Source organism: Bartonella sp. AU55XJBT, from assembly GCF_028618525.1.
In genome coordinates this window covers 141,237-165,518 of record NZ_JAQITC010000002.1, presented here as the reverse complement: position 1 = coordinate 165,518, position 24,282 = coordinate 141,237, and the positions used below count along the sequence as shown (strand labels likewise).

21 protein-coding genes, 1 tRNA gene and 1 pseudogene are annotated in these 24,282 nt (G+C 35.0%); 8 read left to right on the top strand and 15 right to left on the bottom strand.

Features of this window, described 5'->3' with window-relative positions; genetic code table 11:
• Positions 1-194 precede the first annotated feature (194 nt).
• Positions 195-1,421, bottom strand: coding sequence for a UbiH/UbiF family hydroxylase (locus tag PVV70_RS01975; RefSeq protein WP_273757733.1), 1,227 nt, complete (start codon positions 1,419-1,421; stop codon positions 195-197).
• Between the two features lie 181 nt (positions 1,422-1,602).
• Here PVV70_RS01975 and pcsA point away from each other — a divergent pair, with 181 nt between their 5' ends.
• Genes pcsA through PVV70_RS01960 form a run of 3 tightly spaced genes read left to right on the top strand, consistent with a single transcriptional unit; the run spans position 1,603 to position 3,899 of the window.
• The gene (gene pcsA, locus PVV70_RS01970; RefSeq protein ID WP_273757732.1) at positions 1,603-2,421 is read left to right on the top strand and encodes a phosphatidylcholine synthase; all 819 of its coding nucleotides are present in this window, start codon (positions 1,603-1,605) and stop codon (positions 2,419-2,421) included.
• A gap of 21 nt (positions 2,422-2,442) precedes the next feature.
• The gene (locus PVV70_RS01965) at positions 2,443-3,489 is read left to right on the top strand and encodes an enoyl-CoA hydratase/isomerase family protein (protein WP_273757731.1); all 1,047 of its coding nucleotides are present in this window, start codon (positions 2,443-2,445) and stop codon (positions 3,487-3,489) included.
• Positions 3,486-3,899, top strand: coding sequence for a DUF6163 family protein (locus tag PVV70_RS01960; RefSeq protein ID WP_273757730.1), 414 nt, complete (start codon positions 3,486-3,488; stop codon positions 3,897-3,899). Before PVV70_RS01965 ends, PVV70_RS01960 begins: the two co-directional genes overlap by 4 nt.
• Positions 3,900-4,334: 435 nt before the next feature.
• Here the strand turns inward: PVV70_RS01960 and PVV70_RS01955 are convergent, their stop codons facing one another.
• The 9 genes from PVV70_RS01955 to PVV70_RS01915 form a co-directional block, all read right to left on the bottom strand.
• Positions 4,335-4,694 carry a hypothetical protein gene (locus PVV70_RS01955; protein WP_273757729.1) on the bottom strand — a complete coding sequence of 120 codons (360 nt, stop codon included), beginning with the start codon at positions 4,692-4,694 and terminating at the stop codon, positions 4,335-4,337.
• 116 nt (positions 4,695-4,810) lie between these two features.
• A complete protein-coding gene (locus PVV70_RS01950) occupies positions 4,811-5,620 on the bottom strand; it encodes an MBL fold metallo-hydrolase (protein WP_273757728.1) in 810 nt (269 codons plus the stop codon).
• A gap of 11 nt (positions 5,621-5,631) precedes the next feature.
• A complete protein-coding gene (locus tag PVV70_RS01945) occupies positions 5,632-6,405 on the bottom strand; it encodes a TatD family hydrolase (RefSeq protein ID WP_273757727.1) in 774 nt (257 codons plus the stop codon).
• Positions 6,395-7,954, bottom strand: coding sequence for a methionine--tRNA ligase (metG, locus tag PVV70_RS01940; protein ID WP_273757726.1), 1,560 nt, complete (start codon positions 7,952-7,954; stop codon positions 6,395-6,397). The genes PVV70_RS01945 and metG overlap by 11 nt, the downstream gene beginning before the upstream one ends.
• A gap of 90 nt (positions 7,955-8,044) precedes the next feature.
• Positions 8,045-9,091, bottom strand: a complete 1,047-nt coding sequence (locus PVV70_RS01935) for a DNA polymerase III subunit delta' (RefSeq protein WP_273757725.1) — start codon at positions 9,089-9,091, stop codon at positions 8,045-8,047.
• Positions 9,088-9,732, bottom strand: coding sequence for a dTMP kinase (gene tmk, locus PVV70_RS01930; protein ID WP_273757724.1), 645 nt, complete (start codon positions 9,730-9,732; stop codon positions 9,088-9,090). The genes PVV70_RS01935 and tmk overlap by 4 nt, the downstream gene beginning before the upstream one ends.
• Positions 9,733-9,761: 29 nt before the next feature.
• Positions 9,762-10,925, bottom strand: coding sequence for a D-alanyl-D-alanine carboxypeptidase family protein (locus PVV70_RS01925; protein ID WP_273757723.1), 1,164 nt, complete (start codon positions 10,923-10,925; stop codon positions 9,762-9,764).
• Between the two features lie 797 nt (positions 10,926-11,722).
• Positions 11,723-12,628 carry a septal ring lytic transglycosylase RlpA family protein gene (locus tag PVV70_RS01920; protein WP_273757722.1) on the bottom strand — a complete coding sequence of 302 codons (906 nt, stop codon included), beginning with the start codon at positions 12,626-12,628 and terminating at the stop codon, positions 11,723-11,725.
• Positions 12,629-13,176: 548 nt separating this feature from the next.
• Positions 13,177-13,252 (bottom strand) — tRNA-Lys (locus PVV70_RS01915).
• A gap of 1,356 nt (positions 13,253-14,608) precedes the next feature.
• Between PVV70_RS01915 and lexA the strand changes: the two genes are divergently transcribed.
• Together lexA and rimO are read left to right on the top strand one after the other, a co-directional pair.
• Entirely contained in the window at positions 14,609-15,322 is a 714-nt protein-coding gene (gene lexA / locus PVV70_RS01910; protein ID WP_273757721.1) for a transcriptional repressor LexA, read from the top strand.
• 294 nt (positions 15,323-15,616) lie between these two features.
• Entirely contained in the window at positions 15,617-16,930 is a 1,314-nt protein-coding gene (gene rimO, locus PVV70_RS01905) for a 30S ribosomal protein S12 methylthiotransferase RimO (protein WP_273757720.1), read from the top strand.
• A 519-nt stretch (positions 16,931-17,449) separates the two neighbouring features.
• Here rimO and ttcA read toward each other — a convergent pair.
• From ttcA to PVV70_RS01885, 4 genes and pseudogenes are all read right to left on the bottom strand, one after another.
• Positions 17,450-18,325 carry a tRNA 2-thiocytidine(32) synthetase TtcA gene (gene ttcA, locus PVV70_RS01900; RefSeq protein WP_273757719.1) on the bottom strand — a complete coding sequence of 292 codons (876 nt, stop codon included), beginning with the start codon at positions 18,323-18,325 and terminating at the stop codon, positions 17,450-17,452.
• Positions 18,326-18,559: 234 nt separating this feature from the next.
• Positions 18,560-19,177, bottom strand: a complete 618-nt coding sequence (gene rpsD, locus PVV70_RS01895) for a 30S ribosomal protein S4 (RefSeq protein ID WP_012231733.1) — start codon at positions 19,175-19,177, stop codon at positions 18,560-18,562.
• Between the two features lie 171 nt (positions 19,178-19,348).
• Positions 19,349-20,176: a glutamate racemase gene (murI, locus tag PVV70_RS01890; protein ID WP_273757718.1), complete on the bottom strand. Its 828-nt coding sequence runs from the start codon at positions 20,174-20,176 to the stop codon at positions 19,349-19,351.
• A pseudogene (locus tag PVV70_RS01885) lies at positions 20,169-21,006 on the bottom strand (RNA methyltransferase). Before PVV70_RS01885 ends, murI begins: the two are co-directional and overlap by 8 nt.
• 315 nt (positions 21,007-21,321) lie before the next feature.
• Between PVV70_RS01885 and sfsA the strand changes: the two are divergent.
• The 3 genes from sfsA to radC are packed head-to-tail and all read left to right on the top strand — an operon-like array spanning position 21,322 to position 23,673.
• Positions 21,322-22,038 (top strand): DNA/RNA nuclease SfsA, encoded by a 717-nt coding sequence (gene sfsA / locus PVV70_RS01880; RefSeq protein ID WP_273757716.1) that lies wholly within the window; start codon positions 21,322-21,324, stop codon positions 22,036-22,038.
• Positions 22,031-22,861, top strand: a complete 831-nt coding sequence (map, locus tag PVV70_RS01875) for a type I methionyl aminopeptidase (RefSeq protein ID WP_273757715.1) — start codon at positions 22,031-22,033, stop codon at positions 22,859-22,861. Before sfsA ends, map begins: the two co-directional genes overlap by 8 nt.
• Before the next feature lie 17 nt (positions 22,862-22,878).
• Positions 22,879-23,673, top strand: a complete 795-nt coding sequence (gene radC, locus PVV70_RS01870) for a DNA repair protein RadC (protein ID WP_273757714.1) — start codon at positions 22,879-22,881, stop codon at positions 23,671-23,673.
• Positions 23,674-23,715: 42 nt separating this feature from the next.
• Here the strand turns inward: radC and PVV70_RS01865 are convergent, their stop codons facing one another.
• Positions 23,716-23,928, bottom strand: coding sequence for a DUF3126 family protein (locus tag PVV70_RS01865; protein ID WP_005773530.1), 213 nt, complete (start codon positions 23,926-23,928; stop codon positions 23,716-23,718).
• Between the last annotated feature and the right edge of the window lie 354 nt (positions 23,929-24,282).

The window sequence follows — 24,282 nt, the reverse complement described above, 5'->3', positions numbered from 1 at the left end:
CAACCGCCATAAACGTAAAAATAATAGTGTTTAATAGTTTTCTGTTTATACTATTAATGCAGGCGCTATTGCGAAACGAGTTTAAGTGCGAGATGTTATTTTAAAACAAGCACGTAAATCAATAGAATGAATATTCTAATATGAATTTTTACAAAATTGGTAAAAAGGCTTTAAATTATATTATCTCTTACTTCTCAATAGAGTTGTTTAGGTGATTTTGTTGAAAATATTGACATCATTTCCTTGAATCCATGACCGGGATACATTCCTTCACGCATAAATAAATTACGTAATGGCGAGCAATGATGTAATAGACCAAGCCCAATACTGCGCATGATATGAACAGGCAACATATGAGAAAGTAAAGCAGAGTTGAGGGTATGAACAGCTCCACTGCGAATTAATATATCTGGTTTGCGGTATTGGTTATATTGTGTAACAATCATTTCAGAGTTAGAATCGGATATTTGATTGGGTAAAATATCAATCAAAGTTTGAATATCACGGAATCCTAAATTTAATCCCTGTGCCCCAATAGGGGGAAAAACATGAGCAGCTTCACCCACTAAAATCGTTCGATTTGCAGCAAAATGATGAGCGAGAAGTCCTGAAAGCGGCCATGCTTGAATTGATGTTTCTAAGGTTAGCGTTCCAAGCATCGATTGCATTTGATTTTCAATTATTTTTGCAATTTCTTTTGATGCTATATTCAATAATTCCTCAGCACGAGAAGGGTGCACAACCCATACAAGACTAGATCTTCGCCCAGGGAGCGGAACCTGTGTAAACGGACCATGTTCTGTATGAAATTCAGTTGATGTATTTTGATGAGAAAATTCATGAGAAAAGTTGAGAATAAGTGCTTTTTGTGGATAGTTCCACTGTTTGACAGTTATCCCTGCTGCCGCACGCGCAAGAGAGAGCCGTCCATCAGCAGCAATAACAAGGGGTGATTGAATGATTCTACCATCAGCAAGAGTAATAGATACATGGCTTTTTGTGTGATGAAAAGATTTAGCTTCAGAAACAAATCTTTTAATATTAGGCATCTGTGTAACAGCATCGACTAAAGCAGAGTTCAATTCTACATTGGGTATATTATAGCCAAAAGCTTTTTCACCAATTTCAGCAGAAGAAAAATGCACCGTAGGCGCACGCACAATCCTAGAAGTTATATCAATAATTCTCATGTACGATAAAGCTGCAGCTTTTTTTTGAAGATTATTCCAAATATTAAGTTTTTGGAGCGTGCGTATTGCAGGCATCATAAGAGCTGTTGTCCTTAACTCGTCTGTACGAGCAGGGGGGCCAACGAGAAAAACAGAAAACCCCTTATGCGCAAGCCTCAATGCGGCTAACATCCCGACAGGGCCTGCACCAATAACAGTAATAGCTTTATACGTTTTCTTTTCAAGTATCACAACGAGTTAAGCCTTTCCTCAATGAGCAAATATTTTAATATTTCCAAATGATTGCTCTCTTTTTATTGTATGAAGCTCTTCTATTATATTATGTAATAAATAATGCGATATAAAAAAGTAACCTTTTTATGATCTTTTTTTATGCTGAGTCATATCATGGGTAAAAATGGCGTATTGGTAGATGGATGAAGACTTTAAAAACGAGGATAAGAAAACCTTGAAACGTAAACTAACAAAAAAAATCAAAACAAATGCTAAATTATTACGCCATAAAAAAGTAACAATGCCACAAGCAAAAGCTTTTTCTGTTCATTTACTAACAGCTTCGGGATCATTTTTAGCATTTCTTTCTCTTATATCGGCTTCTCAAAAAGAATGGACAGCTATGTTCTGTTGGCTTGGGCTTGCACTTCTCGTTGATGGTATAGATGGACCCATTGCACGCAAACTTGATGTTAAATATGTACTTCCAACATGGTCTGGAGAGTTGTTAGATAATATCATTGATTACGTAACTTATGTTTTAATTCCTGCTTTTGCCCTCTATCAAAGTGGTTTTATGGGGGTAGGATTATCGTTTTCATTGAGTGCAGTCATTGTTATTTCATCGGCTATTTATTATGCCGATACGGGTATGAAAACCAAAGAAAACTTCTTTAAAGGATTTCCTGTCGTTTGGAACATGATGGTTTTTACACTTTTTGTCGTAAGACCAGAGGAGTGGATTACCTTTATCATCATTATTTTATCGGCCATTATATCTTTCTTACCAATTTATTTCATCCATCCTGTAAGAGTCCGTCGTTTACGGAGAATTAATTTTCCAATTTTCCTTTTATGGTGTTTCTTTGGTGTTGCGGCTTTCTTTTATCAATTAGAGGCTCCCTATTGGGTTAAAATAGGAATTTCAATAACAGGGATTTATATATATTGTATTGGCGCGATCATGCAAATATTTCCCCAACTCGGGGCTAAAAATATAAAAAAAACAATAGAGTAATTGTTTTAAGAAGGGTGTGAGATGCAAATTGATTTTGGAGCAGATAATGATATCTCCTTTACGAAAGAAGGGTGTGCTGGTATTATAAAGCTCACACGCCCTTTAGCATTAAATGCTCTTAATGGGCGAATGGTTTCCGCTTTAAAAAAAGCTCTCAAGACATGGGAAACGGATAATGATATTTCATGTGTCTTAATTGAAGGGGAGGGACGTGCTTTTTGTGCAGGTGGAGATGTTGTAGAAATCTATCATATGAGGAAAAGTGCCTCTGCTTATCAATATTTTAGAGAGGAATATAGTTTAAATGCTTATATTAAACGTTTTTCAAAGCCTTATATTTCTTTCTTAAATGGTATTTGGATGGGAGGAGGGGTAGGTATCTCTCTGTATGGTTCTCATCGAATTGTTACAGAAAATACAGTTTTTGCTATGCCAGAAGCTGCGATTGGGTTTTTTCCAGATGTTGGTGCAGGTTTTTTCTTACCATCTCTTCCCAGTTATTTTGGTATTTATCTTGCATTGACTGGTGCACATATAAAATGGGGGGATTGTTTTAATTTAGGATTAGCAACACATGCCGTTCCTGAAGTTAAGTTCGATATGATTAGGAAAGCAGTTATTGAACAGGGAGATCCTACTTTAGCTTTAAATGAGCACGCAGTTACAAAAGACTATGAAACGAGTCATGAAATACGTTGTATTATTAACACTTGTTTTAGTGCCCAGACATTAGAAGAATGTCTTGAATTGCTTCATAAAAAAAGTAATGAAAGTATTTTATTTGCTAAAGAATGTTATGATATTTTGCAGTCACGTTCTCCGATAAGTTTAAAAGTTATCTGGAAACAAATGAGACAAAATACAGCTCAAACTTTGGAAGATTGTATGAAAATTGAAAACCGCATTGCACATCATATGATTAATTCACACGATTTTTATGAAGGAATACGGGCTATGTTAATCGATAAGGACAAAACACCTCAATGGCAGCCTGACAAACTTTCAAATGTAACAGATGAAATGGTAGATTCTTATTTTCAACCTGTTGAACAAGAGTTATTATTGTGAAAAATAGTTCTCGCAAACGGATTTCAAAAATCAACTTAATTTATAATTGTTATTTACGGTTTTTGGCGCTTATTTGCTTGAGTTTGAGTATTTTTTATTGGATACGCCTTGTTGGTGTTTTTCCAGGTATTCTATGGCGTTTTGACCTTATGCCTTGGCAGTGGCAATTTGCATCAGCGATATTGGCTATTCTCTATCCTATTGCCTTAATTGGACTTTGGATGTACTCTTTATGGGGCATCATTTTATGGTGTCTTGCAGCATTGATTGAAACAATAACACTTTATTATTCCAATTTTGTTGATCAGCCATTTGTACCATTATTTCATGGGATATTATTTTTAGTCTTTGTCATCCTACAAATTATGATGATTTTTTTTAAAAGAATAAAAAATAAAAAACAATTATAATTAAAAATCGGGCCAGAATGACTAGCCCGTCTTTAAGTTTTTTTTAATCTTTTTTATAAGTTTTTTTTAAATAAAAGGTACCCACCATAATTGCCAAGGACTCTCTGCCTTTGTACAGAATATCCATAGTAATGATGCTATTGTTCCCCAAAGTGCCATTGCCATAAAATAACTCCCTCTCTATAAAAGTTCCATAATATATATTATGCGATAATATGATGCAAAAACAAAAATCTGATCCCAATAGAAACAAGCGACTCCATTTTTGATAGATGCATCATATTTACGTCGCATGTTTCCCTTTTAAAGTAAAATTATGGCGATAATTAGGCAAAAATAATACAATAAAGTATTTTATCCTTTTAATTTAAATAAACTATTAAAAAAATAGGTATTTAAATTATCTTTCTTAAATATTAAAATAAATAAGAAAAATTATTGTGCTATTTTACAACGTTTTATACGTGCAAGATCACTCAAAACAGCATTACGATTATTTAAAGCTGCAATTTCATTACTTTCGTTTGATTTTACATCCATAAAAAACAAAGCAGGTACAAAGATAACACTTGCTGCTGCTAAAGCTACATTTTTATTTCTTGCTTTAGAACGCTCCGCAATTGTATCATTAATCTGACGCTTATTAGCAAAAAATTCCCGTTGAATATCGGCACAACTCATTGTTCCATCATGTAATGTTGTCGTTGAAATATTTTTTTCTAAACGTCCCCCACATGCTGTCAAGGAAACCGCTAAAACCACAATACATATTCCCCGCTTAAAACTCTTATGCATAAAAACCTCACTTTCGATATGAAAAAGCACTAACTACGACAAAAATAAAACAAAATAAAGGATAATCTGTTAGAAAGCATTTTTATTTACGTAGAATAATATTGCGTTAAATAGACTTATGCCTTTGTTTCAAAAGTAAGACCTTGATGTGCCGGTTTTACATAGGCTGGAACGTAATTGGCAACCTCATTGTAATCTAGCGATCTGTCCATATGCGTAAGTATGGCTCGTTTTGGCTTTAAATATTCTATCCATTGTAATGCTTGATCAACAGAAAAATGGCTCGGATGAGGTTTAAATTGAAGGGCTTCAATAATAAGAACATCCAAATCCATTAATCTGGGTAATGTTTTTTCAGGAAATTCACTAACATCTGTACAATAGGCGACATTCCCAATACGAAAACCTAAGGAATGAATATTTCCGTGGTATTGTAAATGCGTAGTGACGCTTATTGCTCCCCCCTGCCCCTGAATAATAAACTGGCTATCTTCATCGATAAGATGCTCTTTTAAGATAGGTGAATAAGAGGAATCTTTTGGTGTTTGAAAACAATATCCGAAAGCATTTTTGAGATGCTCTAGTGTAAACCTGTCTGCATAGATATCGATTAAACATTTTTGTGCAAGTGCATAGCTGCGTAAATCATCAATACCGTGGATATGATCTGCATGAGAATGCGTGTAAAGAGCAGCATCAAGATGACTCACACGCGCATCAATCATTTGTGAGCGAAAATCTGGACCTGTATCAATAACGACTGTTGTTTTTTTTCCTGATGGTTTAATGCGTTCAACTAATAAAGAACTTCTGTAGCGTTTATTTTTAGGGTTATTGGGATCACATATACCCCAATCGCCATTAGGTCGTGGAACGCCTGGAGAGGGACCACAGCCTAATATTGTAAATCGGTACTGATCGTACATAGCTTTTTGCCTTATTTCATTTTGCTAAATAAACGAAAAGCATTCTGGGTTGTTATTTGAGCTGTTTCTTCAATGCTTAAGCCAATTGTTTCAGCCAAAACGGCTGCTGTATAGCATACAAAAGATGGTTCATTGGTTTTTCCCCGATGAGGAGTGGGGGCTAAAAATGGTGCATCTGTTTCCACCAGCAACTGTTCATGGGGCACAATTTTTGCTATTTCACGGATTTCAAATGCGTTTTTAAAAGTAAGAATACCTGAAAAAGAAAGATAACCACCAAGTTCAATGCCAGCACGAGCAAGTTTCATTCCAGACGAATAACAATGAAGAATAAAGGGGAAAGCTCCTTCCTTTATCTGTTTGCGTAAGATGTCTTCCATATCGATATCTGCGTTGCGTGAATGTATAACGAGAGGAATCTGTGTTTCTCGAGAAGCAATGATATGTTCTTGGAAAACTTTCTGTTGCTCTTCTGGAGTAGAATAATCATAATGGTAATCAAGCCCCCCTTCCCCAAACGCAACAACTTTAGGGTGTTTTGAGAGCTGTATAAGCTCTTTGGCTGTAATATCTTGTTCTTCATGCGCATGATTAGGGTGGGTTCCAACGGAACAAAAGACTTGATCATAGCTTTGCGCAATAGCTAACAGCTTATCTAACTTACGAACATGGGTTGAAATTGTGATCATACGTTTAACGTCAGCATCCAAAGCCCGTTGGATAACATTATCCAAATCTTGTGAAAAATCTTCAAAATCAAGATGACAATGTGTATCAATGAGCATGATGAGAATCTTCTTTCTTCGAGACATAACGAGGGAAAATCGGTTCTGGTGCTGGAAGATCAAACCCTTCTTGAATTTTTGTATGGCTTATATGATACAACAACCGATCATCTTCAGCAACCGCAAGGCTATCAAGAAGTTTTGCTGCGGATTGGGGGATGAAAGGCAAAAGCATAATTCCTATTCGTCGCAAGATTTCGACAGTTATATAAAGAACTGTAAAAAACCTTTCTCGATCATTTTTTCGTAAACTCCAAGGTTGTTCGTTGGCAAAATAGCGATTGGCATCTGCCACAAGTGAAAAAATAGCTGAAAGGGCTAAATGCATACTATGAGAAGACATTGCTTGGTGTACAGTTTCAAGCACTTGAAGAGATTGTTCTAAAAGCTGTTTATCTTGAACTAAAAATGCAGCGGGTCTAGGAACTTTTGCATCACAATGCTTGGCAATCATAGATAAAGAACGCTGTGCTAAATTACCAAGATCATTAGCAAGATCGGCATTAATACGGTTCACAAGGCTTTCATGGTTATAACTCCCATCTTGTCCAAAGGGCACCTCACGGAGAAGAAAATAACGGACCTGATCAAGACCATAATGATCAACCATTTCAAAAGGATCAACGACATTTCCAACAGATTTTGACATTTTTGCACCACGGTTAAGTAAAAAACCATGTGCAAAAATATTTTGGGGCAATTCAACTCCAGCAGACATTAAAAATGCTGGCCAATAGATTGCATGAAAACGAATAATATCCTTACCAATAATATGCGTATTTGCAGGCCAAAAATCACGCTTTTTTGAATTTTCATTAAAAAAATCAATTGCTGATAGGTAATTTGTCAGAGCATCAACCCAAACATACATCACGTGTTTGGGATTATCAGGAACAGCAACTCCCCAATTAAAACTTGTGCGTGAAATAGAAATATCTTTTAACCCCGATTTGATAAAACTTATAATCTCATTACGCCGCTCAATGGGAGCAATAAAATCAGGATATTTGTCATAATATTCAAGAAGAGCTTTTTCATAACGAGAAAGTCTAAAAAAATAACTTTCTTCTTCATTCCATTCAACAGGAGAGCCTAATTCCTTCTCGCGACGAATATTATCGGGTCCAATTTCCGTGTCTTTCTCTTCATAGTAGGCTTCTTGGCGAACCGAATACCATCCCTTATAACGACCAAGATAAATATCGCCATTCTCTTCCATTTTTTTCCAAATTTTTTGACAAGCTTGATAATGGCGCTCTTCTGTTGTGCGGATGAAATCATCGTTAGAACAATTTAATACCGCAAGCATTTTTTGAAACACAGCACTATTACGATCTGCAAGTTGCTGAGGTGTCATGCCTAATGTTGCTGCGGTTTGTTGCATCTTTAAACCATGCTCATCTGTACCAGAAAGAAAAAATACATTTTTTCCGTTTAATCGTTGAAAGCGGGCTAAGACATCGCTTGCAATGGCACTATAGGCATGCCCAATATGTGGATTACCATTAGGATAAAAAATGGGGGTTGTTATGTAATATGTGTCACGCATGTCATACTCGTTGTAAAACGCTATAAATAAAATATATTGAATAAAAGATATAATGACATAACGTCTGTTTATCACATTGTCACGGAAAAACTAATCCTCATGAATGAGCTTATGAACTCTAAAGAGTAAGTTAATAACAAACTGCTTCTTATCGAGATTAAACAGTTGTATCTCCTCTATTTCTTTATGAATCTCCTGCCATTTTTGCGCATATTTTTTTGAGAGAAATAAATTTCCTTTTTCAACGAGCGTGATAGCTTTTTGTTGAACTTTATCAAGAATTTCATCACAAAATTGTTGAAATTGGAATGGGGAAGAAACAGATGAAAATGTTTGTGCAAGCGTGTGTACAATCGTTGCGTTACAAACAGGTTTCTCTAGGAGGGCATCAATTGTTTTAATAATTTCAAGACCGCCGTGGCGAATAAGTAAAGCTGCTTTTCGAGGACTTCCTTTAGATTTTTTAATAATCATTTCAATCGTTTTTTCATCAGGTAAATCCTGATTAGTAAAAATATGTGTAATGACTTTTTTCATTTCATCATGACTCAACGGGCGAAAAGAAATTTTTTGACACCGTGAATGAATGGTTGGAAGTAATTTTCCTAAAGAATGTGCGATAATAATAAAGAGCGTCTTTGCAGGAGGTTCTTCAAGTATTTTAAGAAGTGCATTTGCAGCATTTCTATTCATATCATCTGCAGAATCAATAATAACAATACGCCATCCATTATCTTGCGATGTCCGGCTTAAAAAATGCATAATATCACGGATATCATCAATGAGTATTCCTGTTTTAAACTTTTGTGTTTTGACATCAAATCGACGTGAAATATACAAAAAACCAAGATGACTCCCCTGTGTAATTTGGCGCCATGGAATAGAATGAGGATCGGGTTCTAAGAAATTTCCTTTTTGAGAACTTAAAATATTCCAAGCAAGATGAAAGGCGAACGTCGCCTTTCCAATTCCATATTCTCCTTCAAATAATAACGCATGGTGCAAACGCTCTTCTTTAAGCATTTGTGTCAAAAAGTGACGAACATCCTCATGACCAAAGATAACATTATTCTGGGATGGAGATAAAATTGTATCAATATCATCATATTGGCGTAAGATATTTATGACATCATTCATGAAAATTGATCCAACAACACCTGATGACAAATATTTTTTATCTGATGCGCAATGACTTCTACTGAGCCAGTCGCATCAATGACTCGAAATCTATAGGGTTCCTGTTTGGCCAATCGAAGAAAAGCTTCACGCCTTTGTTCTTGAATTTCCAACAGATCTTTTTCAAAATAATCGATTTCTTCTGTTTGTTTTCTTCGCAAATTGGCACGCTTTATACTAAACTCTGCTGGCATATCTAATAAAAATGTTAAATGAGGCATGATACCATTGAGCGCAATACACTCTAAAACAGAAAGAAGAGAAGAATTAACGGTTTCATTGAGTCCTTGATAAACGCGTGTAGAATCAATAAAGCGGTCACATAAAACGATTTTACCTTTTTGCAAAGAAGGCGCAATAATCTCAGCAACATGGTCGGTGCGTGCGGCTGTAAACAAAACAGCTTCAATCAACGGTCCATATTGTTGTGTCTGCCCTGACAACAAAATATGCCGGATTGCTTCTGCTCCTGGTGTTCCGCCTGGTTCTCGTGTTGTAACAACATCATAACCTTGGCAAGAGAGATATTCAGCAAGTAAAGCAATCTGCACTGTCTTTCCTACCCCGTCCCCTCCTTCGAATGTGATAAAATAACCTGACACGTATAAACCTTAATCTTATTAGCGCGTAACTATAAATATTTCCGTAACCATCCAATTGTTATTTCATAGAATGCATCTTTTACTTTTGTAAAGAAACTTCCTTCCTGAACATTCACGCCAGCAAAAACTGGTTTTTCCAAAAGAATCTTTTTATCTTCCAAAATTTGAATAACGCCAACTAATTGCCCTGAAAGGATGGGCGCTTTCAATGGACCATGATATTTAATTTTTGCCTTAACATTAACTTCTTTTTCATTTGAAAGCATAAAACTTATCGGTTTTTTAACAATAAGTGGAACAAAATTTTCTTTCCCGCCATAAACAGAAGCACGACCAACCGTTTCTCCTTTTGTAAAAATCCTTTTGAGATCAAAAGCTGTTATTCCCCATTGAAGAATGCGTTCTATTTCCTTTGTGTGTTTTTTACTATCTTGCAAACCATTGATTGCTAAAAAAAGACGCCGATGATTTTTATAAATGGTGGCAACCATTGAAAATCCTTCTTTTTGGCTATAGCCAAAACCAAAACCTTCTACACCAATTTCCTTAGAAATAAGAGGGTTTTTATTTCGTTGAAAAATATTATTCCACGTAAAATGAGGCTCACGATAAAGTGCATAATAATCTGGATATTCCTGAGCAATATGACGTGCTAATATAATCATATCGTGCACTGTTACAAATTGTCCCTCTTCGGGAAGCCCTGTTGCATTAACAAAATGGCTCTGAGATAATCCTACTATTTTAGCGCGCTGATTCATCAGTTGCGCAAAATGGTCCTCATTTCCTGATATTCCTTCAGCAAGAATAATAGCAGCATCATTTCCATTCATAATAATTAAACCACGCAAAAGATCAGAAACACTGATTTCTGTCTTTATTTTTGCAAACATCGTGGTTGTACCGGAAGGGGCCCCACCCTTGCGCCAAGCATTTTCACTGACCTTGAATTTTTGGGTATTTTTTAACAATCCTTCTTTTAATTGATGAAAGACAACTTCCGCTGTCATCAATTTTGCTAATGAAGCAGGAAAAAAAGGAATATCACTTTGTTTTTCATAAAGTATTGTCTCCGTATCATCATCGAGTAACAACACTTGTGAAGCGGAAATTTGAAAATCTTGCGCTTTCCCCCACGTGTTAAATGCCAATATTCCGCATAAGGTCAATAAGATCCTTAATACTGTATACATGAGCCATTCCTCCCATCCAAAGATCAGCATCAAGAATTATTATATAGGAAAAAACTTTTTTATTAGTAGTATATTGCTTTATTTATAATAAATGATCACTTTTTACCTTTCATAAGTAAGATTAGGACAGGGTAAAGATTAAGATTATTAAAGAGAGGGTAAAAATACTTTTTATAAATCTCTTAAATACTAAGGATTTTTGCAAAACATAAGAGCTTTGCAAAATGTGTGATGTATCTTTATATTTTCATACGTGTAAAGAGAGTCATACCTAATAGCTTTACAGTTCTCCTCTTCATGGACGCTGTCATAAAATAGCTTTGAGAGCCATATATGTTTCTTTGAAATGAGCACGTGTGAATTGGCAATAAAAAGTGTATTTTGTATGAGGTTTCCAGTTTACGTGAAGGGAGTTACTCCATTAAGAAATCGAGAAAAAAGCATGAGGCAACACGTAATCTCTTCATAATTACCTTATATGCTTTTGAGGGTCGCAAAGACGAATCAAAAGGGAATATTGTTTTTCTTTTTAGATTTTATATTCTTTCTTGATTAGATTGTGTAATCATTTCAGAGATTACATAAACAGGTTCACGCAGTTTACTTTCCCTCAATTTGGCAAAAGCTATTACAACAGAAAAAACACGCGCTTTATCAGCACACACTGTCATAAAAGCAAGAATAGACTGGCAATCAATTGGAGAGACGCATTAAATCATTATTAACAATAACACTCCCCCCCTTTTTATCTCTTTCTATTTGAAAATGATATTGATTAAAAATTAACGCATTTTTTCTTAAAACAGTTGTAGCCAGTTGACCTTGGTTCTTTTGTTGAGCTTATTTACAGAAGCAACTTGATCGAATGGCACCGGCTTATCAACCATGATAGGACCAATTTCTGGCAATTTCACTGCAACATTTGTATTACGTTGTTCCTGTGAAACAGGATTTTCTTTAGCTAATTCTTCTTTTTTCTCTGTATTGCGCTCCTTGAACAAAACAGTTTCTCTTTTTTTCGAAATGTTTCCTGACGCTAATGAGTATGAGGCATTATTTCCAGGATTTCCAGGAGTATAAGAGGCCATTAAATATGCACCATCATAATAACCAATGGGTGCTTCAGCAATATATTCTACTTTAACATCTGTGACGCCCCTATCTACATAACCAAGTATTGTCGCAGCTTGCTTTGATAAATCAATGATACGTTCTTTCATAAAAGGTCCGCGATCATTCACTCTAACAATGAGTGAAGATCCATTTTTTAAATTAGTAACACGAGCATAGCTAGGTAAAGGCATTGTAGGATGAGCAGCAGTCAAAAGATTCATGTCATAAATTTCACCGTTTGCCGTTAAACGCCCATGAAAATCTGAACCATACCATGATGCCTCACCAACACGTTTATACGTTGGATCATTTTCAGGATAATACCACTTTCCTTTTATCTGGTAAGGTTTACCAACAATCGCCCGCCCACGTTTTTTTGCTTCTGATTGATTTTTATTATTGGATATTTGTTTTGGTAGAACAGAAGTATTTACGTCTATTGGTTTATTATGATAGGAATCTTTTATTGAAAAATGTGCGGTTTCGCTTGCGCAACAAGACACCAATGATTGAGAAATAACGATCATAGAAAATAACTGAAATGTCTGTTTGATAATAGAAGTAAATTTATTTTCACTATTTGAAGGCATCTATTCAGTCCACTTATTTTTGTTAAGCACTACTGTAAAAACCACGTCACGCTTTTTGTACGCGAGAGGAGTATTCACGTTTCTAAATGACATCCCTCGCGCATATACCACCTTGAATTCGCTTCTTTTATCAAAAAATTAACACATTGTTAACCATTTTGTGATTGTTATAAGAAATAAATGCACTATATAAAAACGTTAGAAGATAAAAGATAGATAAATCAATATGTTATAGAAAATCATCTTATAAGATAAGCTGTGAATAAACACAAACTGTAAATAAGTATGATGATTTTACCAATTTGTTTCATAATGCGGTGGGCATTAAAACACAGCCCATGAATTACGAAAACGAGCAGCTATACGCGCTATCACCGCGGGTGTGATTGTGTCATAAACAAAAAGCACTTTGGGGGTGGAGAAAAGAGCACTCTACGTAAAAATAATGGCAGAAAACGATTGAGTGTAGAATCAATCAAAAAACCAAAAAGAATCAAAATAACAAAGATTCTCAAACTTCTGTATAGCTCATCCATATCATATAAATTTGGTGAGCGCGCAGGGATTCGAACCCTGGACCTACTGATTAAAAGTCAGTTGCTCTACCAGCTGAGCTACGCGCTCTCACACAAGCTATCTAGTTTGCAGACTATCTAATTTGTAGAAAGTGAAGGGAACATACGGTTGACTTTTCATTTGGTCAACACCTTTTGGAAAAAAATATTATTATTTTTGCCAGTTATCAATAATTTTCCGTTTTCTCCCCTTTCTTCGTCATTGTAGATAGAGTTTTTTGAGCTTCTTTTTGAAATCTCGATAAAGAAGTAATCTAATGATAAAAACATTTCATAGATTCGAAGTGCTAAAATATAAGAAGCACCCCTCTTCCTCCACACATGGCTTGTTAAGCATCATGGGGAGAACAGAGAAAATACTTCCTACTCTATATTATTATGTTATTTTTTATACTTTATGTTTTAGTTTTTAATTTTAAATATGAATAGAGATTTATAATAATTATTTTTTCTCACTCGAATGAGAGATCTGAATAGCGTAAGGTTTTCTTATTTCTGATTTTTTTTGTTCCTTTTATATTGAACTCATAAAAATCATTTGTTTGCTCAATATAAAGAGAAGAATAAAACGATTAAAAAAAATGAAAATACCTCTTGTATTTTTTTAATAACCAAAAATTATTGCAACATAAGGGATGGGCAAAATAAGTACGGCGGGGGGCTGTAGACTATTGAGATGTGAAGAGAAGAGCCATTGCCTAATAGATTTTACGTGATTTGCAAGACCATCTTGAGGGAAGCAAGCACACTGAGAGATCTCTTTTTAAAATAAATATGACAATGAGCAACAATAGCATTTTGAGGACGTAAATTTTTATTAACGTGCAATGATTCTATAACAACAGTCAATTATTCTATAGAATAAAGCAAACGTAAAACAAAAAAATTAGTCTTATTGAAAATATCAGGCATGACTATAACTGATGCTCATTATTGTCGTTGTAGATAATTTAACTAAACAATAAAAAAACAGAAACAATGTGCAAAATGATTCTGAATACACATAAAGTGATCCGTTAGGCTATTGAAAGAATATATTTTATTTAACTTTTTATATGAAAAAATGATAAAACACATAGATATATTAAAAAAATAGAAGGATAACACTGGCCATAAAATTGAGTGTCGTATAATTCAGTTAGAGCTATAAAATATTTTTATATATCATTTAATATTAGTGTAGTTTTATAATATATAAACAATATTATGATAAATTTATAAAAGTAAAATTTCATACTTATCATATATTAAATATGTCTATAAATAAACATATTGCCTAATTAACTTTACTTATAAGATCAAAAATAAAGCAAATGATTTTTATTTAGCGAAAAAAATTGTAGAATTATTATATATATACGTATTTTTTAGTGTAATTTTTTTATTCTTTTGATTGGAACATTGAATGCTGACATGTAAACAATATGAGCTCCTCTTGTTTATTCACAATCATATAAAAGAAACAGGTGTTCCTCCTTCTTTTGAAGAAATGAAAAATGCTTTAGAACTTTCTTCAAAGTCTGGTATTCATAAGCTCATTATCGCCTTGGAACAACGGGGTTTTATACGTCGTTTGCCCAATCGTGCTCGTGCAGTGGAGGTGATTCGACTCCCTGAAAAAATAACATTTAACCTTTCTTTAGCCCGTAAGATTTCTCCCAGTATGATAGAAAAAAATAAAAGAGAAATATCAAAAAACTTAGCTGATCTTGGAAGTTTTGAGGAGGAAGAAAAAAAAAATATCACGATCCCCATTATGGGACGTATTTCTGCGAGTGTGCCTGCCTCTGCTATACTGCAACAAACAAGCACACTTTCTCTCCCACACGATATGGTTAATACAGGTGAGCACTATGCATTAGAAGTTAAAGATAATTCTATGGTGGAGGCTGGTATCCTTGATAAAGATACGATTATTGTAAAACGCCAAAATACAGCAATATCAGGTGAAATTATTGTCGCATTTATTGATAAAAAAGAAGCAACATTAAAACGTTATCGACGCAAAGGAACCTCTGTTGCATTAGAGGCCGCTAATCCTCACTACGAAGTACGTACATACAAATCCGAGCGTGTAGAAATACAAGGAAAACTTACCGGACTTATTCGCAAATATTAAAAAACAATCCTATTATAATCCGCTATACATACGCTAATAAAGTGCAGTAAAAAACTATTGAGTATTTTTTATTGTATTAAAAAGAGCTTGAATGCTTTGCAGGAGTCTATCTTATATCATCGCTCTCAATAATAGTATGTATAATAAGATAAAATTGTAAGCATACACAAAATATTGTAGAAAAAAATCAAATCAGTTTATAACAGATTGTTATCTGTAAAAATAAAGAACATTTTTTTATTTTTTAAGTCAATAAAAGCGGAACGCAATTTTCATAGTAATTATAGGATTATCATGGTAGCACCTCGTATTAGTTTTGTCTCCCTTGGATGCCCAAAAGCACTGGTAGATTCTGAACGAATTATTACAAGTCTCCGCTCTGAAGGGTATGAAATTTCACGTCAACATCAAGGAGCTGATGTTGTTATTGTGAATACCTGTGGTTTTCTCGACTCTGCCAGAAAAGAATCACTAGCCAATATTGATGAAGCTCTCAAAAAAAATGGAAAAGTTATTGTAACAGGGTGTCTTGGTGCAGATCCTGATGTTATTCGCCAAGCATACCCTAATGTATTGGCCATTACAGGACCACAAGCTTATGAAAGTGTTATACAAGCTGTTCATACAGCGATTCCCCCTGTTCATAATCCTTTTCTTGATTTAGTTCCTCCTCAAGGTATTCGTTTAACACCTCGCCATTACGCCTATTTAAAGATTTCTGAAGGATGTTCTAACCGATGCAGTTTTTGTATCATTCCTACACTGCGTGGTGATCTCACTTCACGTCCTATCAGTAATGTTCTTCGCGAAGCTGAAAAATTAGTAAAAGCGGGTGTAAAAGAACTTTTAGTTATTTCACAAGATACGAGTGCTTATGGTATTGATCTTAAATATCTCGAAAATTCTTGGAAAGATCGCACAATCAAAACGAAATTCTTTGATCTGTGTCGCGAACTGGGTGATATGGGCATTTGGGTACGTATGCATTACGTTTATCCTTATCCCCATGTTGATGAAGTTATCGAACTTATGGCTGCAAAAAAAATTCTCCCTTATCTGGATATACCTTTTCAGCATGCATCACCGACAGTTTTGCGTCATATGAAGCGTCCTGCTCTTATGGAAAAAACAAACCGTAGAATTGAAAAATGGCGAAAAATATGTCCAGATCTTACTTTGCGATCAACATTTATTGTTGGTTTTCCAGGCGAAACAAATGAGGACTTTAATATGCTGCTAGAATGGTTAGAAGAAGCAAAAATTGAACGCGCTGGATGCTTTAAATATGAAGAAGTAAAAGGAGCGGTTGCAAATGATTTGGGCTTAGAAAATATTCCTGAAGACATAAAAGAAAACCGCTGGCATCGTTTTATGGCAAAACAACAACAAATTTCTACACATCTTTTAAAGAAAAAAATTGGAAAAAGACTCCAAGTGCTTATAGATGAAAGTCAAGGAAAAGCCGCCAAAGGACGTAGTCAATACGATGCTCCAGAAATAGATGGTGTTGTCCATATATCATCACGACGCCCCTTGCGTGTCGGTGAATTTGTCACCGTTAAAATCGAACAATCAGATGCCTATGACCTTTATGGTATAGCCGTTTAAAAATTGAATTTCTTCCCCCTTCTCAATGATGAAGATTCCTATAAGATTTCAGTTTATAAAATTGGTTGTTCACAATCGAGCCTGTTCACTTATGTAACTCATTTCATGAAAATTTACGGGTAATTCTTGCCTAAATGTTCACTATAGACTGTTAAAATAATAATATATATTCTCTTAGTTTGCTGCCCTAAATAATGGTATTTTACGGCACAACAGGATAATATAAAATCTACAAAGCTCTCTCATTTTTACTTAATAGAAGAGAAAAACGATCATTATACCATTTCGCATTTTTCCATATTGCGACAGTCATTGCTTATTTAAAGGAAGCTTTTTAAATTGTGTTTATACATACAAGAGCTCCACTTGTGATATGCGGGAGGATGTTTTTTATGGATACAACAAGAAAATTTGAAATAAAACTCCTACGATTGTTAAATTGCAAAGTAATAAATTATCATTATAAATAAGGAGCTTATCTTAAAGTCATTGAACTTATTTTTTAATATATCATTTTTATCAACACATTTTAAAATCAAAGAATTTCTTATCAAGTAAATGACTTGGGCGCACATTCGTTAAAGCGCGAATCATTGTATCTTTACGTCCTGGCATTTGTCTTTCGATATTTTTCAGCATTTCTTTCATTGCATTACGTTGTAAACCATCTTGACTACCGCAAAGATTACAAGGAATAATCGGAAATTGCATTGCTTGAGAAAATTTTTCCATATCTTCCTCAGCAGCATAGACAAGAGGACGTAACACAAAAAGATCACCTTCATCATTTTTAAGTTTTCCGGGCATAGCGGCTAATCGGCCACCATGAAACAAATTCATAAAAAATGTTTCCAAAACATCATCACGATGATGCCCTAAAATTAATGCCGAACAACCCTCCTCACGTGCAATGCGATAGAGATTACCACGTCGCAATCGAGAACAAAGTGAACAATATGTCTGTGTTTCTGCCAATTTATCTGTAACAATGGAATAAGTATCTTGATATTCAATACGATAGGGAATTTTATAAGAACTCAAAAAGTCTGGAAGAATATGTTTAGGGAAACCTGGTTGTCCTTGATCAAGATTACAAGCAAGAATTTCAATGGGTAAAAGACCACGCCACTTTAAATCTAAAAGAAGTGCTAATAAACCATAAGAGTCTTTTCCGCCTGATAAAGCAACAAGCCATTTTTTTCCAGTAGAGAGCATAGAAAAATCTTCCAAAGCCTGCCGCATATGACGCAAAAGTCGTTTGCGCAATTTATTAAATTCTACACTTGAAGGAGCACGCCGAAATATTGGATGATAATCATCTGCTTTGCTTGCCAAAAGATCATCTTTCTCTTCGTTTTCTTCTATTGTCTGATATTCAACGGAAACATCATTCATAAGACCATATCCTGCACAAGTAATAGCTCATTTTGCAAAGACAGAAACAAATATAAAGTAAGCTTACATTTAAATTTTTTGAATTTATAAAAACAGATATAAGAAAAAGAAATGGAACTATATAAGCTTATAACACTAAAATAATGCAATAAGCTTAATATAGAACCATTTGAAAATATTTGTTAATTCAAAAAATTATAATAATAGAAGAGAAATAACTTTTCTCATAAAGAATTATCGAGAATAAAATTCAACGACCAAATTAGGTTCCATTTGCACAGCATAAGGAACATCTGCAAAAGCAGGAATACGTGTAAAGGTCGCTTTCATCTGTTTATGATCTGCTTCAATATAATCGGGGACATCACGTTCTGCTAATTGCACCGATTCTAAAACCAACACAAGTTGTTTTGATTTTTCCCGAACCTCAATAACATCACCTGGCTTACAACGATACGATTGAATATTTGTACGTCGCCCATTTACATTCACATGACCATGATTAATAAATTGGCGAGAAGCAAAAATCGTAGGCACAAATTTTGCACGATAGACAACAGCATCCAAACGTGATTCTAAAAGACCGATAAGATTTTCACCTGTATCACCTCGACGACGAGCAGCTTCCACATAAGTTTTATGAAATTGCTTTTCTGAAATATCGCCATAAAATCCTTTCAACTTCTGTTTAGCGCGCAATTGCACGCCATAGTCAGAAAGTTTTCCTTTACGGCGCTGTCCATGTTGACCTGGACCATAATCACGACGATTGACAGGAGATTTTGGACGACCCCAAATATTTTCTCCCATACGTCGATCAATTTTATATTTTGTTGTTTCGCGTTTACTCATCGCATTTCCTTTAAAATAAAACACGAGACCTGAAGATCCCAAGGAAACGCGCCCTCCTCTGCCTTTAAACACAAAAGACTGACAGAATAACTTAACATACCAATGATGCGAAGTTATCCACGGGACACGTCAATGACAGCCATTTTCTTGAAAGAAAAAGCTGGAGTATCTTTATTGATCCTGTATCTCAAAGTCAACACCTTTCATAAGTTTTAAGCCAAATCCTTTTAACATATGCTCCGTTGAAGAGGTGATATTTTTCGATGTCAGCAACGCAAAATCTTGATATTTTTTTATAGGGTGCTGATGTATTTTTTCCGACAAAGGTAATAATGATCTGATGTGTTTGGCGATCGCTTTTGTTGGATCAATCCATTTAACGGACCATAAAGCTTGTTCACGAAAGAATTTAATCAAAAAAGGATAATGAGTGCAGGCTAAAACAATAACATCAGTATATTTGCCATTTTTTTCTACAAAACATGGCATGATTTCTTTTCTTAACTCTTCTAAATCGATAGATTTTCCTCGTAAATAATCTTCAGCAAATCCAGCAAGCTTTTCACTTCCTACAAGCTGAACATGACACTGTCCAGCAAAAGAGTTAATTAATTCATTTGTATAGGCACGTTTAACTGTTCCAGGAGTCGCTAATACGGAAATAAAACCAGATTTCGTTTGTTCAGCAGCTGATTTAATTGCAGGAACCGTTCCCACAAAAAGGACATGAGGAAAATTCTGTCGTAGATCTGCCATCATTAATGTAGAAACAGTGTTGCAAGCAATCACACATAAGGCGGGATTATAGTGTGTTAAAAGATTTGTAAAAATCTTTAAAATACGTTCTTTTAAAACATTTTCTTCCCAAATACCATAAGGAAATCCAGCATCATCAGCCACATAAATAAATTGTATTTCAGGGATAAAAATGCGCGCTTCCCTCAACACTGTTAAACCACCAACACCACTATCAAAAAAAAGAACAGGCCTCTCATCCATCAGTTTTCACACTTGTTTTTAATTTTTTGACGATCGCGCTCTTGAGGCGCTCTACTTCCCCGTGGATATTGTGGAGAAAAATGATCCAATGAAGATATAACACCTCGCAATAAGCGAATCTCAGATTCACTAAAGTTAGCGTGTGTAAAAACAGAGCGTAAATTTGTAAGCATAACCTCTTTTCGTTCTCGGGGTCTAAAATACCCACGGATATCCAAAGCCTCTTCCAATTGAGATAAAAAACCATGAAGCACTGCTTTATTTGCAGGCTCCATCTCCACTGCACGAAATGCCGTATCGCTCACATGTTCTAGACCTGCTTTCATCCATTCATAAGACATCAAAAGAACCGCTTGTGCAATATTAAGTGATGCAAAAGCAGGATTAACCGGAAAAGTGATGATTTCATCAACAAGGCTGATTTCATCATTTTCTAGTCCCCATCTTTCTCTTCCAAAGACAATACCTGTTTTATGTCCGATATTCTCACGCTGACGGAGTACATTTGCTGCTTCGATAGCACTTTTTACAGTTTTAAAGCCACATCTTTCACGGGCTGTTGTAGCAAAAACATAATGCAAATCTGCAATTGAATCACGCAATGTGTCAAAAATCACGGTATTGTTAATGACATGATCAGCTTTACTAGCAGCGGCTCTAGCTTTTTCATTTGGAAATGTCTCTCGCGGTTTGACAAGCCGAAGCTTAGAAAGCCCAAAATTTGCCATTGCCCTTGCGACCATACCAATATTTTCCGGAAGCTGCGGTTCAACTAAAATAATAATGGGTCCATTTGTTAAATTTTCACGATTCTTATTCGTTCCAGCCATCAACCTTACCTAGTTTCACTTAAATAATCTCCCTCTCCCCTATTTTTTAATGCAATCTTCTTCACAGTACGCTAATACTGTTTAATAATAAATTATAGACAATGCTATTTTTTACTCAAAATATTTTCACTCAATGAGTGTAGATTCTCTCATAAAAATTTAAAAAGCCATTAAAGTGAACGATGAAGTTTATAACAATTTATATAAGATATCGTAGCGTTTTTTTACATCCATTTTATCTTTTTTAATAGGGAATAGTACCTACAAATCATAATCTCAGTTGAATTATGAAATCATAAATCCTAAAAAAGAAATATGTACTTTATTCCCAAACTTTTTCCTGCAAAGCTTATCCGTCGTTATAAACGTTTCCTTGCAGATGTTAAACAGGATGACCAACATATCTTCACTGTGTCGGTACCAAACACAGGATCAATGCTTGGATTGACGGCTTCCAACGCCAATGTTTGGCTTTCATATCATAAAAACACCAAGAGAAAATATGCCTATCAATTAGAAATTGTTGAATCCGATAATATTTTAGTTGGTATTAATACCGCTTTACCTAATAAACTTGCATTGGAAGCAATTCAAAACGGATTACTACCAGAATTAAAGGGATATAAAACAATTTTAAAAGAACAACGCTATGGGACACAATCACGCATTGACTTTCTTTTACGGGATGACATTCTTCCTGATTGTTACCTAGAAATCAAAAATGTTCATTTTATTCGTCAAAAAGGATTAGCAGAATTTCCTGATAGCGAAACAAAACGGGGCGCCCGTCACCTTGAAGAACTCATACAAGTCGTACAACAAGGAAAACGAGCTGCTATGCTTTATGTTATTCAACGGGAGGATTGTGCAGCTTTTACAATCTGTCACGATCTTGATCCACTCTATGGACGTAAGTTTGATTTAGCATTAAAATCAGGGGTAGAATGTTATGCTGTAAAGTGTCACGTAAGTGTAGAAGGTATTTTTCCGATTCAGAGAGTAAAAATAGAAAATAGAAAAGACAATGATTGAGTATATTGAATATAATAAAATCCCTTTAAAATTTAACGGGAAAATTCGCATTTTCGATGACTATGCTTTCGCTAAAATGCGTGAAGTTGGTCTTATTGCGGCAGAATGCCTTGATGCTCTTATGGATATTATTAAACCTGGCGTCACTACGCAAGAAATTGATGATTTTGTATTTACTTTTGGTGCCCAAAAAGGAGCTCTTCCTGCTGACCTAAATTATCATGGATATAGCCATTCATGCTGTACATCTATCAATCACGTTGTCTGTCATGGTATTCCCAATAAAAGACCCTTGCAAGAAGGCGATATTGTGAATGTTGATGTAACCTTTATTCTTGATGGTTGGCATGGTGATTCAAGCCGCATGTACCCTGTTGGAAAAATCAGACGTGCTGCAGAACGCCTTTTACAAATAACCTATGAAAGTCTTATGAGAGGAATCGCTGTGGTTAAACCTGGAGCAACGACAGGTGATATTGGTGCAGCCATTCAACAATATGCAGAATCTGAACGGTGCTCAATTGTGAGAGATTTTTGCGGACATGGTATCGGTCAGCTGTTTCATGATGCCCCCAATATTCTCCATTATGGAAATCCTGGAGAAGGAATCGAATTAAAAAAAGGGATGATATTTACAATTGAGCCTATGATTAACCTTGGTAAGCCACAAGTTAAGATTTTATCGGACGGTTGGACTGCTGTTACTCGTGACCGCTCTCTGACAGCACAATATGAGCATACAATTGGTGTTACAAATGAAGGGTATGAAATATTTACACAATCGCCTAAAAATATCTTTTATATTCAAAATTCTCAGACCTAATCCACTGTAGAGATGTTATGGCTAAAAAAATAAATCAAAAGGAAGATATTCAAAGTAATCACTTTGCATTAACATCAAGTTCTCCACTCACCCCAGTATCAGAAAGAAAAAGTAAAGATCCTAAGAAAAACACACAGCTTGATAAACATTATCAAGGACATCGTGAGCGTCTTCGAAAACGCTATTTAAAATCAAAAGGAAATGCACTTGAAGATTATGAATATCTTGAATTATTGCTTTTTCGCACAATACCCCGCACAAACACAAAACCTATAGCTAAAAATTTGATAGCACATTTTGGTTCATTAGCTGATGTGTTAGGCGCTGATATTCATCGACTTCAAGAGGTTCAAGGATGTGGTCCCGCAACGGCAATTGATTTAAAAATTATTTCAGATGTTGCTGGACGTCTTGCTCGTGCGCAATTGTTTAAACGTGATATTTTTTCATCATGGGATAAAGTGTTAGCGTATTGTAAAGCGGTTATGGCTCACGAAACACGTGAACAATTTCGTATTTTATTTCTCGATAAGAAAAACGGCTTACTTGCCGATGAAGTACAACAAACTGGAACCATTGATCATACCCCTGTTTATCCTCGTGAAGTTATTTCTCGAGCTTTAGAATTATCCGCATCAGGACTTATCTTAGTCCACAATCATCCTTCTGGTGATTCCACCCCCTCCGATGCAGATATAACAATGACATACAGATTAAAAGACGCAGCAAATGCATTAGGGATCACAATCCATGATCACCTTATTATCGCACGCCATAATCACACAAGTTTTAAAGCATTAAAACTCATATAAACCTTATGGGAAAAAAGACTTCATTCAAGGACGAATAGCCAATCAATTCTCTAAATCAATATCCAATATAGCCATTGAGAAATTATAGGATAGCTCATCTTCATCTTCATCTCGATAGATAACGCCTAAAAACTCATCCCCCATATAAACCTCACAAGAATCATCCTTTTTAGGCCGTGCTCTGACTTGCAATGCTGAGTTTTGGAATGTATTTTTTAAATAATTATCAAGTTTTTTTATTTCATCAGCATTCACTATGCTCTCCTGTTTTTTGAGACGATTAAAATAATTGCGCATCGCGCGAATAAGATATTTCTCTGATTCTGTAAAGGCAGTAAAAAAGCTTAATCTGAATATTGGCTTAATATTACATATATTTACAGCTCTTTCTTTATATATTCATAAAGAACTTTTATAAGAGGAGTCTATCATTATTAAATATACCCGTATAGATAAAAAAATGGCAGAAAACTGTATATTTTAAATAATTTTTACTTTATCTCCAATTTTAGCATCTGCATTTATGAGGCATGTTTAGAAGAAAAGTTAATCAACGATTTATAATTTTGTCCTTTCTATAAAAAATTAAAATAATGATAATTTTTTATT